Source organism: Variovorax sp. 54 (genome assembly GCF_002754375.1).
Taxonomy (GTDB): domain Bacteria; phylum Pseudomonadota; class Gammaproteobacteria; order Burkholderiales; family Burkholderiaceae_C; genus Variovorax.
In genome coordinates, this window is record NZ_PEFF01000001.1 from 6,066,783 (window position 1) to 6,081,151 (window position 14,369).

Below are 14,369 nucleotides of genomic sequence, written 5' to 3' on the forward strand. Positions count from 1 at the left end.
GGGAGAGCAAAAGAATGAACAAGATGAACCGAACCCTGTCCGTCGTCGCCCTGGCGGCGGTGCTTGCGTCCCTTCAAGGCTGCGCCTCGCCCGGCGCCGCCATCGACAAGGACGCGCAGGCGCGCGCCGCGGCCGAGAAGCCGGCGCCGCCCAAGCCCGAGGAGTTTCCCGACCTGGGCAGCGCCAAGTGGAAGCAGGGTGCCTTCCCCGGCGTCGACAAGTTCCAGCGCGTGCGTCCCGGCATGGGCAAGGACCAGCTGCGCGAGCTGCTGGGCTGGCCGCACTTCAGCGAAGGGCTGTGGGGCGTGCGCGAGTGGAACTACATCTTTCACTTCTACACGGGCAAGGGCAGCGACTACACCACCTGCCAGTACATGGTGCGTTTCAACGGCAGCGAGCTGATGACCGGCGGCTGGTGGAAGAACCCCGACTGCGCCTTGCTCGCGCAACCGCCGCTGGCCACGCCGATCCCGGCCAGCACGAAGCTGGCACCGCCGCAGAAGGTCACGCTCAGCGCCGACGGGCTGTTCCGCTTCGACGGCGCCTCGCTCACCGACCTGCAGCCCGCCGGGCGCGCGCGGCTGGAGCACCTGGCCGGCGAGCTGCGCAACAACTTCCGGTCGCTGCACTACATCGTGGTGACGGGCCACACCGACCGGCTGGGCGGCGACGCCTACAACGAGGCGCTGTCGCTGGAGCGCGCCAACACCGTGCGCGATCTGCTGGTGCAGCAGGGCCTGGACCGCAAGCTGATCCGCACCGCGGGCATGGGCAAGCGCCAACCGGTGGTGTCCGATTGCGAAGGCACCCAACGCACGCCGGCGCTGCTGCAATGCCTGCAGCCCAACCGACGGGTCGAGCTCGACATCGCAGGGGAGCAGTGACGATGAACGCGCCCGCTCCTTCGGGGTACCGGATCGCGCTGGTCGATTCCGACGCCCTGCAGCGCGCCTGCACCGGCAACTCGCTGACTGCATTGGGGGCCGACTTCATCCCGTTCGTGCGCATCGCCGACCTGATCCAGGCGCTGGAGGTGGGCCAGCGCTTCGACGGGGTGATCGTCGGGCTGCATGCCGATGCGCAGAAGACGGTGGCGCGCGTGCCCGCCATGCACCAGGCGGCCGACTGGATGCTGCCGCTGCTGTACCTCACGCACCGCTCGGAGCTGCCGAGCGTGGAGGCGGTGCCGGTCGCGGTGCGCGCGCAGCGCTCTTTCGAGCTGCTGCTGACGCCCGTGTCGAACGAGGATCTGGGCGTCTGGCTGGGGTCGCTGGACGGCCGGCTGAAGCCGGCGCGGCTGATTCGCGTGGGGGCGGACGCCTGACGCGTGCCCGGGGCCCGGCCCGATGCAGGGCCGGGCCTGTCAGAAATTCACGGCAAGGGCGGCATGGCGTGGCCGGCCTCGTCGCGTGAACTCCCTCTCCTTGACGGGTTTGGACACGGGCCACACCGGCACCAGCCGGTAGCCCTGCTTGTAGACCGCGCGCAGCTCGTACCCGTTCTCGGCGCACAGGTCCAGGCGCTTGCGGATGTTGGCCGCGCACACGTCGAGCACGCGCGTGCCTTCATAGGGCGTGGTCTTGTCCCATATCGATTGCCACAGCCAGTCGCGCGTGATCACCTGCCCGGCGTTGCGGAACAGGGTGACGGCGAAAGCGTACTGGCGCGGCTGCAGGCGGATGCGCTGGTCGTGCAGCAGCACGGTGTGGGCCATGTCGAGAAAGCGGTAGGGGCCCCAGGTCGGTGGGCCGAGGCTGGCGCTCTGTGCGGCATGTCGGGCGCGCAGCAGCAGGGTGCGCATGCGCCAGGCCAGCTCATTCATCGTGTCTTCGATGCCGGCGCCGTGCAGCTCGATGAAGTCGTCCCAGCCCGGCGCGTCGCGCCAGGGCAGGAGCTGTTCCCAGCGCTTGTCGCGCACGATGAGCAGCGTCTGGATGTTCAGCGCCCGGCAGGCGGCAAAGAGGCTGCGGGAGGCCAGTTCGTTGTCGACCACCACGAGCAGCAGATCGACCTGTCGGCCGCTGTCCAGCGACGCAAAGAAGTCGGCCAGGCTCGAGAACTGGAAGGCGTCGTAGCCCAGGAGGGGCAGGTTGTGCAGCAGCTGCCCGCCGGTCACGCCCTGCTCGTCGAGCAAGGCCACGCGCGTGGTGAGCGGCATGGCTCAGGCCGCCTTCTTGCCGTCCCGGGCCGCCAGGACGACGATGCCCACGGCGCACACCGCGAACAGGATGCCTGTCGGAACGGCGCCGATGCTGCCCAGCAGCCCGCTGTACAGGTCGGTCAGCATGGCGATGAGCCGGTTGCCGCTGGACTGGCGGCTCAGGTCGTTGGCAATGAATGCGTTGAACGACAGCACGGCGAACACCAGTGCCACAAAGCCAGCCACGATCCACTTCACGATGTTTTGCTCCCTTTGGTCCCCGGCGCGGCGCAGGCTGGCCGCCCGGGTCTTTCGATGCTAGTGGCGGCTTCGAGGGAGGAGTCTGATGAATTCTTTCAGCGCCGCGAGCGGCGGCGGCGGCGGCGGCGGCGACGGCGGCGACGACGACGACGACGACGACGACGACGACGACGACGACGACGACGACGGGCGGCTGGCGGACGGCAGGGGTGTGGGGAAACAGCCCGGAAAGATATTTTTCCGGATTTTTTCTGCCCGCTGCCTGTTTCGCAGGCACTGCGTTGCAGGCCCCGCCAGGCAACGGTTTCGCGCGCTGCACACACGGTTTTCCACAACGTTGTCCCCATCGGATTGGGAAAACCCGTCACTTCGGTGTGGTAGCGCGATGGGCGGCCCGGCTGCAGGCAAAAAAATACCCGCCGGAGCGGGTATCTCGAGGGGCCCCCGAAGGGGCGCGCTCTAAGGCAAACAGAGAGCTCTTCTTTTGCGGCCCTGTTGCGTGACAGCAGGTGCATCCTCGGTGAGGACACGCGCTCAGCGTGTCAGCTGAAAAATGTCGTAACCGTAGGACAAGTTAAAAAGTGTGAAGAATTTGGCAGTTTTTCGAACTAGAAGGGATGGCCCCGGCCCGCACGATCGTGCAGAACTGTCGGTGTTGTCTGACAACCCGGCGGCGGCGCTGGCCCTAAATTTTGCGGACTCGCTTCAAGTGCGGGTTCTCTGTGCGTGACAGCAATCCAGAGATTCAGCCCAGCATCGTGCTGGGTTTTTTTTGCCTGTTTTCTGGCGTTTTCGGCCCTTCAGCGCAGGAAGACGTGTTCCATGAACTGCCGGATCGGGTATTGGATCACCGTCTGCAACCGCGCCGGCAGCTCCAGCGGGCGCATCAGCATCTTGAGCGTGGCGCCGGCGCTCAGGTGGGTGCGGATGGTGCTGTTCATGCGCGCGCTGAGCTGCTGCACGTAGGCCGTGTCGCCGGCCCGGTGCGGGGCGCGGGCCTTCACCACGTGGCGGATGGCGCAGTCGGCGTCTTCGCTTTTCAGCTCCAAGGTGCGCCGGCCGATGGTGCCCATCACGCGGAAGCGGTTCAGCCGCTCCTGCGCGCGGTAGCGGCGGAAGAACCGGAAGAAGTGCTTGTAGTGGTTGACCTCGTCGGTCGCGATGCGGGTGGCCAGGTCGCGCAGCACCGGTTCGGTGGTGCTGCGGGCCATGGCGCGGTAGTAGGTGGCGGTGCCGGTCTCGACCACGCAGCGGGCGGTCATTTCCAGGGCGCGGGTCGGAGCCAGCAGCTCGACCTTGCAGTAGGTGGCGTATTCCGCCAGGAAGCCGCGGTAGGCGGTGTCCCAGTCGAACTCGGGCCACACGTGGCGCACGTAGGCGCGCAGGGCCTGGCCGTGCTGCAGCTCTTCCTGCTCCCAATGGTTCGACAGCCACTCGGTGACCTCGTCGTCGCCGCGGAAGAAATCGACCAGGTTCTGCGTGTACAGGTCGGAGCCGCTCTCGATGAAGGAGGCCGACGCCACCAGGTAGAAGAGGTTTTCGTCCGAGCGCACCTGCTCGCGTGCGATGCGGGAGAAATCGAGGTCTTCGATCTTCCAGTGAGGTTCCAACGCCTGACCCGCCATGCGTGCTCCTTGATTCATGTTGCCGATGAAAACAGGGGCGAAACAGGCTGCAGCCGGGGAGGGCGCGCACCGCTTCAGCCGTCCATGTTAGCCCTGGCTTGCGGATCGCGTGCGCGCATGGCCCGCGGCGGGCCCGGGCCCCATGCGCAAACCTATAATCGATTGTTCAAGCAAATCAAGCAGTTAGGCCGGTTCAACGCAGTGGTTTCGACGCAGGGTCGCCATCGCCAGGCCGCCCCGACAGAAGACGAAATCCAAAGATGAGCCAGCCCACATTCACGGTCGCGGACATCCGCAAGACCTTTCTCGATTTCTTCGCCTCCAAGGGCCACACGGTGGTGCCTTCGAGCTCGCTGGTGCCGGGCAACGACCCGACGCTCATGTTCACGAACTCGGGCATGGTCCAGTTCAAGGACGTGTTCCTCGGCGAAGACAAGCGCCCCTACGTGCGCGCCGCCTCGGTGCAGGCCTGCCTGCGTGCCGGCGGCAAGCACAACGACCTCGAGAACGTGGGCTACACCGCACGCCACCACACCTTCTTCGAGATGCTGGGCAACTGGAGCTTCGGCGACTACTTCAAGCGCGATTCGCTGAAGTGGGCCTTCGAGCTGCTGACCCAGGTCTACAAGCTGCCGGCCGAAAAGCTCTGGGCCACCGTCTACATCGAGGACGACGAGGCCTACGACATCTGGACGAAAGAGATCGGCCTGCCGCCCGAGCGCGTGGTGCGCATCGGCGACAACAAGGGCGGCCGCTACATGTCCGACAACTTCTGGATGATGGCCGACACGGGCCCCTGCGGCCCGTGCTCCGAAATCTTCTTCGACCACGGCCCCGAGATCGCCGGCGGCCCGCCCGGCTCGCCCGATGAAGACGGCGACCGCTACATCGAGATCTGGAACAACGTGTTCATGCAGTTCGACATGCAGCCCGACGGCTCGGTCAAGAAACTGCCTGCGCCCTGCGTCGACACCGGCATGGGCCTGGAGCGCCTGGCGGCGATCCTGCAGCACGTGCACAGCAACTACGAAATCGACATCTTCGACGCGCTCATCAAGGCCGCGGCCCGTGAAACGGGTGAGAAAGACCTGTCGAACAACTCGCTGCGCGTGATCGCCGACCACATCCGCGCCACCTCGTTCCTGGTGGCCGACGGCGTCATCCCGTCGAACGAAGGCCGCGGCTACGTGCAGCGCCGCATCATTCGCCGCGCCATCCGCCACGGCTACAAGCTGGGCCAGAAGAAGCCCTTCTTCCACAAGCTGGTGCCCGACCTCGTGAAGCTCATGGGCGACGCGTACCCCAAGCTGGTGGCCGACGAGAAACGCATCATCGACACGCTCAAGGCTGAGGAAGAGCGCTTCTTCGAGACGCTCGCCAACGGCATGGAGATTCTCGAGCGGGAAATGGCTGATCCGAAGGGCGTTGTTGTCTACAACCGGCGTGAAGTTCTGAACGGCGATGTCGCGTTCAAGCTGCACGACACTTTTGGCTTTCCACTGGACCTCACGGCTGATGTGTGTCGGGAGCGCGGCTGGACGGTCGACGAGGCCGGCTTCACCGCCGCCATGGAGAAGCAGAAGGCCGCGGGCCGTGCCGCCGGCAAGTTCAAGATGGACCGCAACGTCGAGTACGCCGGCGCGGGCAACACCTTCACCGGCTACGACCACCTGGAAGAAAACGCCAAGGTCGTCGCGCTGTACCTCGAAGGCGTGGCCGTCAACGAGCTGAAGGAAGGCCAGAGCGGCATCGTGGTGCTCGACACCACGCCGTTCTATTCGGAGAGCGGCGGTCAGGTCGGCGACCAGGGCGTGCTCGTGGCCGAAGGCGTGCAGTTCGGCGTCGACGACACGCAGAAGATCAAGGCCGACGTGTTCGGCCACCACGGCACGCAGACGCAAGGCACGCTGAAGGTCGGCGACGCGGTCAAGGCCGCGGTCGACACCGCGCGCCGCGCCGCCACCATGCGCAACCACTCGGTCACCCACCTGATGCACAAGGCCTTGCGCGAAGTGCTCGGCGACCACGTGCAGCAGAAGGGCTCGCTGGTCGACGCCGACAAGACGCGCTTCGACTTCGCGCACAACGCGCCCGTCACGCGCGATCAGATTCTCGAGATCGAGAAGCGCGTCAACGCCGAGATCCTGGACAACGCGCCGACGCAAGCGCGCGTGATGGACCTCGAATCGGCCCAGAAGACCGGCGCCATGATGCTGTTCGGCGAGAAGTACGGCGAGACCGTGCGCGTGCTCGACATCGGCACCAGTCGCGAACTGTGTGGCGGCACCCACGTGGGCCGCACGGGTGACATCGGCCTGTTCAAGATCGTCAGCGAAGGCGGCGTGGCCGCCGGCGTGCGCCGCATCGAAGCCGTCACGGGCGCCAATGCGCTGTCGTACCTGCAGGACCTCGAATCGACCGTGCACAGCGTGGCCGCCACGCTCAAGTCGCCGGCCGCCGAGCTGCAGGGCCGCCTCTCGCAGGTGCTCGAGCAGGTCAAGACGCTCGAACGCGAAGTGGGTGCGCTCAAGGGCAAGCTCGCGTCGTCCAAGGGTGACGAGCTCATCGCGCAGGCGGTGGACGTCAACGGCATCAAGGTGCTCGCGGCCAAGCTCGACGGCGCCGACGCCAAGACGCTGCGCGACACCATGGACAAGCTCAAGGACAAGCTGAAAACCGCCGCCATCGTGCTGGCTGCTGTCGACGGCGACAAGGTGCAGATCGCAGCCGGCGTCACGGCCGACAGCATCGGCAAGGTCAAGGCCGGCGAGCTGGTCAACTTCGTGGCCCAGCAGGTCGGTGGCAAGGGCGGCGGCAAGGCCGACATGGCCATGGCCGGCGGCACCGATGCCGCGGGCCTGCCGGCTGCGCTGCAATCGGTGCAGGCCTGGGTCGCCCAGCGCACCTGAGTCTTTTCCGCTCACTACCCACACAGCACTTCATGTCCGACACGATCCCCGGTGAAGTGCTCGTGATGGGGGCGGGCACCATCGGCTGTTTCATCGGCGGCAGCCTTGCGGCGGCGGGCGTGCCCGTCACCTTCGTCGGCCGCCCGCGCGTGCTCGACAAGCTCGCACGTCACGGCCTCACGCTCACCGACCTCGACGGCTCCAAACACAAGCTGGCGGCGCCCACGCTGCGCCTGTGCGAGCAGGTGCCGGTGGGGGCGCGGCCCGCGTTGGTGCTGCTGTGCGTGAAGAGCGGTGCCACGGCCGAGGCGGCGCGCGAGCTGGCCTTTGCGCTGCCGGCCGGCACCACGGTCGTTTCGCTGCAGAACGGCATCTCGAACTGCGCCGCCGCGGGGCAGGCCGGCCCCTCGCTCAACATCCGCGCCGGCATGGTGCCGTACAACGTGGCCGAGATCGACGACGGCGCCTTCCATCGCGGCACCCCCGGCCGTCTGGCCGCGGAAGACGATCCCGCACTGCGCGACTGGCTGCCCGTGTTCGAGCGCGCCGGCGTGCCGCTCGACCTGCATGCCGACCTGCTGCCCGTGCAGTGGGGCAAGCTGCTGCTCAACCTCAACAACCCGGTCAACGCACTGTCGGGCCTGCCGCTGCGCGACGAGCTCATGCAGCGCGGCTACCGCCGCTGCTTCGCGGCGCTCATCGATGAAACGCTGGGCGTGCTGCGCACCGGCGGCATCGTGCCCGCGCAGGTAGCGGCCGTGCCGGCGCGGCGGCTGCCGGGGCTGCTGCGCTTGCCCGACTGGCTGTTTCACATCGTCGCAGCACGCATGCTGCGCATCGACGCGAAGGCCCGCTCCAGCATGGCCGACGACCTCGCACTGGGGCGCCGCACCGAGATCGACGCGCTCAGCGGCGAGGTGGTGCGACTCGCGCAGGAGCACGGCTTGAGTGCGCCGCGCAACGCGCGCATGGTCGCGCTGCTCGAGGCCTGGCCGCAAAGCCCCAAGCGCTGGACGGCACGCCAGCTGCAGGACGCACTGGGCCTTTAGGGCCTGTTCATCCGCACCTTCATTCCCCCGGAGCCACCCGATGCCCCACCATTTCGACGACCCCGAAGAAGGCCTTGCCCGCGAGACCAGTCACCCGCGCTTCGTGGCGCTCGCCACCGACGATTTTTACTACGACCTGGCCGATGACTTCAGCCCCTTCGGCAGCGACGACGGCAGCGACACGCTCTCGTTGCTCGAAGACTGGTATCGCGACGGCGGCAAGAACGGCAAGGTCGCGGGCTTTCTCCAAGAGATGCTCGCCGACTGGGACTTCGGCGTGCCGAAATCCATGCACCGAGCCGATGCCGACGTGCGCGAGAAATGGCTGGCAAAGGAAGACATGCACGAGACCTTCCTGCAGTCCGAATGCCGCGCGCGCGTCGCGACGGCCTTCGGGCAGCTCAAGATCACGGGCGAGGTCGATCCTGCGATGCGCGACGAGGCACTGGCCGCCATTGCATGCCAGCTGGCGCTGAACCAGCGCGCCCGCACGCGCCATCCCGCCTGGCCGCACGCCGACGAGAACGAGGCGCGCCTGACCTCGATGCAGGCCGTGTTGAACGCCCTCTGACGCGCGGCATCGGCCCGACTGCCTTCCCCTTTGGGTGAGGCCGTAGACGCGCAAGACCAACGCGATGTTCTGCGCACCGGGTCGCCGACCCTGTACCCTCGGCCCGTGGCGGCTTTCAAGAGGGAGGGGTTGTCATGCAGGTCCTGATTCTCGGCAGCGGTGTCATCGGCACCTCGGTGGCGTACTACCTGGCGCGCGCCGGGCACGCGGTGACGGTGCTGGAGCGCCAGCCGGCGCCCGCGCTCGAAACCAGCTTCGGCAATGCGGGCGAGGTGTCGCCCGGCTATTCGGCGCCCTGGGCCGGGCCCGGCGTGCCGGTCAAGGCGATCAAGTGGATGCTCATGCAGCACAGCCCGCTGGTCATCAAGCCGATGCTCGATCCGGCCATGTGGCGCTGGGGCTTGTCGATGCTGCGCAACTGCACGCAGGCGCGCTACGAACTCAACAAGGGCCGCATGGTGCGGCTCGCCGAATACAGCCGCGACTGCCTGAAGACGCTGCGCGCCGACACCGGCATCCGCTACGACGAGCGCATGCAGGGCACGCTCCAACTCTTTCGCACGCAGGCACAGCTCGACGGCACCGCGAAAGACGTCGAAGTGCTGAAGGCGTCCGGCGTGCCCTACCAGGTGCTCGACCGCGACGGCTGCGTTGTGTATGAGCCCGCGCTCGGCGCCGTGAAGGACAAGTTCGTCGGCGGCCTGCGCCTGCCGGGCGACGAGACCGGCGACTGCTTCAAGTTCACGCAGGCGCTGGCCAAGCTGGCCGAGGCCGAGGGCGTGCAGTTCCGGTTCGGCGTGACCATCGAGGCCCTCGAACACGAAGCGGGGAAGGGCGTGACGGCGGTGCGCACCGACCAAGGCAATTTCACCGCCGACCGCTACGTCGTCGCGCTCGGCAGCTACTCGCCCGCGCTGGTGCGGCCGTTGGGCATCGACCTGCCTGTGTACCCGGTCAAGGGCTTCTCGATCACCGTGCCCATCACCGACGCGAGCGGCGCGCCCGAATCGACCGTGATGGACGAGACCTTCAAGGTCGCCGTCACGCGCCTGGGCGATCGCATCCGCGTGGGCGGCACGGCGCAGCTCTCGGGCTTCGACCTCGCGCTCGATGCGCGGCGACGCGACACGCTCGAACACGTCGTGACCGACCTGTTCCCGCGCGGCGGTTCGGTGCGCGACGCCTCCTTCTGGACCGGCCTGCGCCCCATGACGCCCGACGGCACGCCGGTGATCGGTGCCACCCGCGTGCCCAACCTGCTGCTGAGCACGGGCCACGGCACGCTCGGCTGGACCATGGCGGCCGGCACGGGCCGCGTGATGGCCGACCTGATCGGGGGCAGGGCGCCCGAGATCGACATGGAAGGCCTGACCGTCGCGCGCTACGGCGGGTAGCCAAACCCTGCTCCCACCCTCGAAGGGCGGCCCGAAACGGCCGCCCTTTTTCGTGGGGCGTACACGCCCGGTTGCACGTTGGCTAGGGTTTTTACCTAGTCATGAAGTTGTCTTCCTCGGTATTCTTGCGGCGTTCCATTAATAAATCGTTGTTTCTTTGGTGAAACAAACCACCGATTCCACGGACCCTCGATGACACACACTCGCCGCCTCGCCATCGCCGCTGCCGTCTCCCTGGCCGCCGCTTGCGCTTCCGGACTCGCCTGGGCAGACACCTACCCCAGCAAGCCGATCACGCTGGTCGTTGCCTATCCGGCGGGTGGCGACACCGACGCCCTGGCGCGCCTGTACGCCGAGAAGCTCTCGGCCCGCGTCGGCCAGCCCGTGGTGGTCGACAACCGTCCCGGCGCCAGCGGCATCATCGGCAGCGCGTTCGTGTCGAAGGCCGCGCCCGACGGCTACACGCTGCTGCTCGCGCCCAGCACTTTCTCGATCGCGCAGCTGGTGCTCAAGACCGGCAGCGCCTCGGGCTACGACGTGCTCAATGGCTTCACGCCGATCGTGCAGACCGGCAATCTGCCGCTCTTCCTCGTGGCCAGCGGCGCCAAGGGCTACACCGGCCTGAAGGACGCGGTGGCCGCGGCCAAGGGCGGCAAGTCGCTGAGCTACGCCAGCCCGGGCAGCGGTTCGCCGATGCACATCCTGGGCGAGATGTTCGCCCGCGCCTCGGGCACCAGCCTGGCGCACGTGCCGTACAAGGGCGTGGCGCCCGCCGTCAACGACGTGCTCGGCGGCCACGTGCCGGTGACCTTCATCACCCTCGGCCCGGTGGCGCCCTACATGCCCAACGGCAAGATGGTTCCGCTGGCCGTGGCCTCGCGCGAGCGTTCGCCGCTCGCGCCCAAGGTGCCGACCTTCGCCGAGCTGGGCTACAAGGACGTCGAGCTGACCGCCTGGAACGGCCTGTGGGGCCCGCGCAACCTGCCGCCCGAAATCGTGAAGACGCTCAACGGCCACTTCAACGAGATCCTGAAGATGCCCGACATCGTGTCGCGCATGGCCGTGCTGGGCACCACGCCCGTGGGCGGCGACGCCGACGTGCTCGCCAAGACCAACGCCGCCGACTTCGCGCGCTTCGGCAAGGTCATCAAGGAACTCGGCATCCAGGCCGACTGAACCTCACCCAACCCGACGTGACGCCCGCCATGACCGACCTCAAAGCCATCGCCGATCCCTCCAGCCTGCAGTCGCTGCTGGCCGAGATGCCCGCCAACCTGCTGGCCGGCCGCCGCGTGCTCGTGACCGGTGGCGCGCGCGGGCTGGGCCTGGCGTTTGCGCAGTGCGTGGCCGCGGCGGGTGCGAGCGTGGTGCTGGCCGACATCCTCGGCGAGCTGGCCGAAACTGAGGCGAAGGCGCTGCGCGATGCCGGCCGCACGGCGCACGCGCTGGCGATCGACCTGTCGGACCCGGCCTCCATCGAGGCGGGCGCCGCCGAGGCGGTGCGCCTGCTGGGTGGGCTCGACGGCCTGGTCAACAACGCCGCCATCACCAACTCGGGCGGGCGCGACGCGCACCAGCTCGAGATCGACATGTGGGACCGCGTGATGAACGTCAACGTGCGCGGCAGCTGGCTCATGGGCCGCGCCTGCCGCCCTGCGCTGGCGGCCAGCGGCCGTGGCGCCATCGTCAACCTTGCGTCCGACACGGCGCTGTGGGGCGCACCCAACCTGCTGGCCTATGCATCGAGCAAGGGCGCGGTCATTTCCATGACGCGCTCGCTGGCGCGCGAGTGGGGCGGCGACAACATCACGGTGAACGCCGTGGCGCCCGGCCTCACGCTGGTCGAGGCCACCGAGTACGTGCCGATGGCGCGTCACCAGAAATACCTCGAAGGTCGCGCCATCCCGCGCGAGCAGCAGGCGGCCGACGTCTGCGGCGCCACCGTGTTCCTGCTGTCCGGCCTGGCGCGCTTCGTCACCGGCCAGCTGCTTGCCGTCAACGGCGGCTTCGCGATGCACTGAGCGAATCAGCAAGCGCATCACTGAACGAATTTTCCCGACCAAGGAGTACACCCATGAGCGATTTGTCCGAACAGCAAAAGATCAACAACAACACCGCCGCTGCCGATGTCGGCAGCACCCTGGTGCAGCCCGAGGGCAGCAGCCTGGCCGAGTGGATGAACACCCGCATCGCGCGCTACGAAACGCGCACGTACGACTGGGACGCGCTGAAGTTCCAGGCCGACTTCGACCCCAAGTTCCGCCGCGCGCAGATGCGCTACGTGGGCACCGGCGGCACCGGTGTCGCGGCCGACACCAACACCGTGCCTTCGGAGAACTTCACCTTCTCGACCATGGTGATCCCCGCCGGCCACGAAGGCCCGCCGCACCTGCACACCGACGTGGAAGAAGTGTTCTTCCTCATCCGCGGCAAGCTCAAGGTCGTCATCGAGAAAGACGGCGAGCGCTTCGAAACCATCATGACCGACCGCGACCTGATCTCGGTGCCGCCCGGCGTGTACCGCGAAGAGATCAACATCGGCGACGAAGACGCGCTGATGTGCGTGATGCTCGGCGCACAGAAGCCGATCAAGCCGACGTACCCGGCCGACCATCCGCTGGCCAAGATCAAGCGCTGAGCGAGCGAACGAGCGAGCGAACAGGCCATGGGCACCATCGACATCCCCGCGCAGACCCTGCCGGCTTCCGAGCTGGCGCGGCTCGACGCGCGCTTTCCGGCCCGCGATGTCGCGGTCGGCGGCGGCGCGGTGGTGTCGGTGCGCGAATGCGGACAGGGCCCGGTGATCGTGTGTCTGCATGGCATCGGCTCGGGCGCGGCCTCGTGGCTCGACACCGCGGCGCTGCTGGCGCCGCAGGCCTGCCTCATCGCGTGGGACGCACCGGGCTATGGCCGCTCGACGCCGCTGGCCTCGGCCGCGCCGACCGCTGCCGACTACGCCGCGCGTCTTGAAGAAATGCTCGACGCGCTCTCGATCCGTTCCTGCGTGCTCGTCGGCCATTCGCTGGGCGCCATCACCGCCGCGTCGGCTGCGCGCGAAGACTCGAGCACCAGTGCCCGCATCCGCCGCCTCGTGCTCGTGAGCCCCGCCATCGGTTACGGCGCCCCCGAGCGCATCGACGCCCGCGCCAAGGTGCGCGCCGAACGCCTGGCCACGCTCGACGACCTCGGCATCGCCGGCATGGCCGCCAAGCGCGCGGGCCGGCTCGTGTCCGACGGTGCCTCCGAGCACGCCCGCCAGTGGGTGCGCTGGAACATGGCGCGCCTGAACGACCACGGCTACAGGCAGGCCGTCGAGCTGCTGTGCAACGCCGACCTGCTGGCCGACCTGCCGCCGCCGATGCCCGTGCGCGTGGCCTGCGGCGCGCTCGACGTCGTCACGCCGCCGGCCGCCTGCGAAGAAGTCGCGCGCCGCTGCGGCGTGCCGCTTGAATTGGTGGACGATGCGGGTCACGCCGGCTATGTGGAACAACCGCAGGCCGTCGCCGCCTTGCTGCGCGAATCGCTCGCCGGCTGACCCGACACGAACAAGAGAACCGAGAGGAATCCAGACATGGCCACCGACAACGAAGTGATGGAAGAGGGCGCAGACCGCTACAACGTGCCCGCGCTGGAGCGCGGCCTGCGCGTGCTGTGCGAGTTCAGCCGCGAGAGCCGCACGCTCTCCGCGCCCGAGCTGGCGCGCCGCTTCGACCTGCCGCGCTCGACCGTCTTCCGCCTGCTCACCACGCTGGAGAACATGGGTTTCCTCGAGCGCGCCGAGGGCGGCCGCGACTACCGCCTGGGCCTGGCCGTGCTGCGCCTGGGCTTCGAATACCTGGCCTCGCTGGAACTCACGCAACTGGGCACGCCGCTGCTCAACCGCCTGTGCGACGAACTGCGCACGCCCTGCAACCTCGTGGTGCGCGACGGCCGCTCGATCGTCTACGTCGCCAAGGTGGCGCCGGCCACGCCGTTCGCCAGCTCGGTCACGGTGGGCACGCGCCTGCCGGCCCACGCCACGGTGCTGGGCCGCATCCTGCTGGAAGACCTCACGCTGCCGCAGTTGCGCGCGCTGTACCCCGAAGACAAGCTCGAGACCTTCTCGCCGAGCACGCCCAAGACCGTGAACGAACTGTTCGACATGGTGCAGGCCGACCGCCAGCGCGGCTACGTGCTGGGCGAAGGCTTCTTCGAATCGAACATCTCGACCATTGCCGCGCCGGTGCGCGACCACAGCGGCCACATCGTGGCGGCGCTGGGCGCCACCATCACCTCGGGCCACATCGACGAGAACCGCATGGACGAGATGGTGCTGCGCGTGCGCGGCACGGCCGACGAGATCTCGGGCCTGCTCAATTACTCGCCAGCACGAAACAGCACCGCCAAGGTGGTTCCGCTGCGCAGCGCCTGACACGCTTTT

15 protein-coding genes are annotated in these 14,369 nt (G+C 68.0%); 12 read left to right on the plus strand and 3 right to left on the minus strand.

From position 1 onward, the window contains the following. Positions 1-23: 23 nt before the first annotated feature. The gene (locus CLU95_RS27765) at positions 24-884 is read left to right on the plus strand and encodes an OmpA family protein (protein WP_099797505.1); all 861 of its coding nucleotides are present in this window, start codon (positions 24-26) and stop codon (positions 882-884) included. Positions 885-886: 2 nt separating this feature from the next. Next, positions 887-1,324 (plus strand): hypothetical protein, encoded by a 438-nt coding sequence (locus tag CLU95_RS27770; RefSeq protein ID WP_099796569.1) that lies wholly within the window; start codon positions 887-889, stop codon positions 1,322-1,324. Between the two features lie 39 nt (positions 1,325-1,363). Here the strand turns inward: CLU95_RS27770 and CLU95_RS27775 are convergent, their stop codons facing one another. Together CLU95_RS27775 and CLU95_RS27780 are read right to left on the minus strand one after the other, a co-directional pair. Beyond that, a complete protein-coding gene (locus CLU95_RS27775; protein WP_099796570.1) occupies positions 1,364-2,158 on the minus strand; it encodes a winged helix-turn-helix domain-containing protein in 795 nt (264 codons plus the stop codon). A gap of 3 nt (positions 2,159-2,161) precedes the next feature. Beyond that, a complete protein-coding gene (locus CLU95_RS27780; protein WP_099796571.1) occupies positions 2,162-2,398 on the minus strand; it encodes a hypothetical protein in 237 nt (78 codons plus the stop codon). A gap of 88 nt (positions 2,399-2,486) precedes the next feature. On the opposite strand from CLU95_RS27780, the gene CLU95_RS30965 reads away from it, so the two are divergent. Beyond that, positions 2,487-2,864, plus strand: coding sequence for a hypothetical protein (locus CLU95_RS30965; RefSeq protein ID WP_180288686.1), 378 nt, complete (start codon positions 2,487-2,489; stop codon positions 2,862-2,864). Positions 2,865-3,201: 337 nt separating this feature from the next. Here CLU95_RS30965 and CLU95_RS27790 read toward each other — a convergent pair whose 3' ends face one another. After that, the gene (locus tag CLU95_RS27790; RefSeq protein ID WP_099796573.1) at positions 3,202-4,026 is read right to left on the minus strand and encodes a ferritin-like domain-containing protein; all 825 of its coding nucleotides are present in this window, start codon (positions 4,024-4,026) and stop codon (positions 3,202-3,204) included. A gap of 260 nt (positions 4,027-4,286) precedes the next feature. Here CLU95_RS27790 and alaS point away from each other — a divergent pair, with 260 nt between their 5' ends. The 9 genes from alaS (at position 4,287) to CLU95_RS27835 (ending at position 14,360) form a co-directional block, all read left to right on the plus strand. After that, positions 4,287-6,935, plus strand: a complete 2,649-nt coding sequence (alaS, locus tag CLU95_RS27795; protein ID WP_099796574.1) for an alanine--tRNA ligase — start codon at positions 4,287-4,289, stop codon at positions 6,933-6,935. A 32-nt stretch (positions 6,936-6,967) separates the two neighbouring features. Next, positions 6,968-7,984 carry a 2-dehydropantoate 2-reductase gene (locus CLU95_RS27800; protein ID WP_099796575.1) on the plus strand — a complete coding sequence of 339 codons (1,017 nt, stop codon included), beginning with the start codon at positions 6,968-6,970 and terminating at the stop codon, positions 7,982-7,984. 40 nt (positions 7,985-8,024) lie between these two features. After that, complete coding sequence (locus tag CLU95_RS27805; RefSeq protein ID WP_099796576.1) at positions 8,025-8,555, plus strand: MolR family transcriptional regulator; 531 nt, start codon at positions 8,025-8,027, stop codon at positions 8,553-8,555. 134 nt (positions 8,556-8,689) lie between these two features. After that, positions 8,690-9,949, plus strand: coding sequence for a D-amino acid dehydrogenase (locus CLU95_RS27810; protein WP_099796577.1), 1,260 nt, complete (start codon positions 8,690-8,692; stop codon positions 9,947-9,949). A gap of 192 nt (positions 9,950-10,141) precedes the next feature. Next, the gene (locus tag CLU95_RS27815) at positions 10,142-11,125 is read left to right on the plus strand and encodes a Bug family tripartite tricarboxylate transporter substrate binding protein (protein WP_099796578.1); all 984 of its coding nucleotides are present in this window, start codon (positions 10,142-10,144) and stop codon (positions 11,123-11,125) included. 29 nt (positions 11,126-11,154) lie between these two features. Next, on the plus strand, positions 11,155-11,970 hold the full coding sequence (locus CLU95_RS27820; protein ID WP_099796579.1) for an SDR family oxidoreductase: 816 nt from the start codon (positions 11,155-11,157) through the stop codon (positions 11,968-11,970). 53 nt (positions 11,971-12,023) lie between these two features. Then, positions 12,024-12,587 carry a cupin domain-containing protein gene (locus CLU95_RS27825; RefSeq protein WP_257214753.1) on the plus strand — a complete coding sequence of 188 codons (564 nt, stop codon included), beginning with the start codon at positions 12,024-12,026 and terminating at the stop codon, positions 12,585-12,587. 27 nt (positions 12,588-12,614) lie between these two features. After that, complete coding sequence (locus CLU95_RS27830) at positions 12,615-13,484, plus strand: alpha/beta fold hydrolase (protein WP_099796580.1); 870 nt, start codon at positions 12,615-12,617, stop codon at positions 13,482-13,484. A gap of 36 nt (positions 13,485-13,520) precedes the next feature. Continuing rightward, on the plus strand, positions 13,521-14,360 hold the full coding sequence (locus CLU95_RS27835; protein WP_099796581.1) for an IclR family transcriptional regulator: 840 nt from the start codon (positions 13,521-13,523) through the stop codon (positions 14,358-14,360). The last annotated feature ends 9 nt before the right edge of the window (positions 14,361-14,369 follow it).

Bases quoted from the DNA above. Each gene is read 5' to 3' on its own strand.
- CLU95_RS27770 (WP_099796569.1), top strand. From the start codon at position 887: ATGAACGCGCCCGCTCCTTCGGGGTACCGGATCGCGCTGGTCGATTCC.
- CLU95_RS30965 (WP_180288686.1), top strand. From the start codon at position 2,487: ATGAATTCTTTCAGCGCCGCGAGCGGCGGCGGCGGCGGCGGCGGCGAC.
- CLU95_RS27775 (WP_099796570.1), bottom strand. From the start codon at position 2,158: ATGCCGCTCACCACGCGCGTGGCCTTGCTCGACGAGCAGGGCGTGACC.
- CLU95_RS27835 (WP_099796581.1), top strand. From the start codon at position 13,521: ATGGCCACCGACAACGAAGTGATGGAAGAGGGCGCAGACCGCTACAAC.
- CLU95_RS27810 (WP_099796577.1), top strand. From the start codon at position 8,690: ATGCAGGTCCTGATTCTCGGCAGCGGTGTCATCGGCACCTCGGTGGCG.
- CLU95_RS27765 (WP_099797505.1), top strand. From the start codon at position 24: ATGAACCGAACCCTGTCCGTCGTCGCCCTGGCGGCGGTGCTTGCGTCC.
- CLU95_RS27820 (WP_099796579.1), top strand. From the start codon at position 11,155: ATGACCGACCTCAAAGCCATCGCCGATCCCTCCAGCCTGCAGTCGCTG.
- CLU95_RS27800 (WP_099796575.1), top strand. From the start codon at position 6,968: ATGTCCGACACGATCCCCGGTGAAGTGCTCGTGATGGGGGCGGGCACC.
- CLU95_RS27790 (WP_099796573.1), bottom strand. From the start codon at position 4,026: ATGGCGGGTCAGGCGTTGGAACCTCACTGGAAGATCGAAGACCTCGAT.
- CLU95_RS27825 (WP_257214753.1), top strand. From the start codon at position 12,024: ATGAGCGATTTGTCCGAACAGCAAAAGATCAACAACAACACCGCCGCT.
- CLU95_RS27805 (WP_099796576.1), top strand. From the start codon at position 8,025: ATGCCCCACCATTTCGACGACCCCGAAGAAGGCCTTGCCCGCGAGACC.
- alaS (WP_099796574.1), top strand. From the start codon at position 4,287: ATGAGCCAGCCCACATTCACGGTCGCGGACATCCGCAAGACCTTTCTC.
- CLU95_RS27830 (WP_099796580.1), top strand. From the start codon at position 12,615: ATGGGCACCATCGACATCCCCGCGCAGACCCTGCCGGCTTCCGAGCTG.
- CLU95_RS27815 (WP_099796578.1), top strand. From the start codon at position 10,142: ATGACACACACTCGCCGCCTCGCCATCGCCGCTGCCGTCTCCCTGGCC.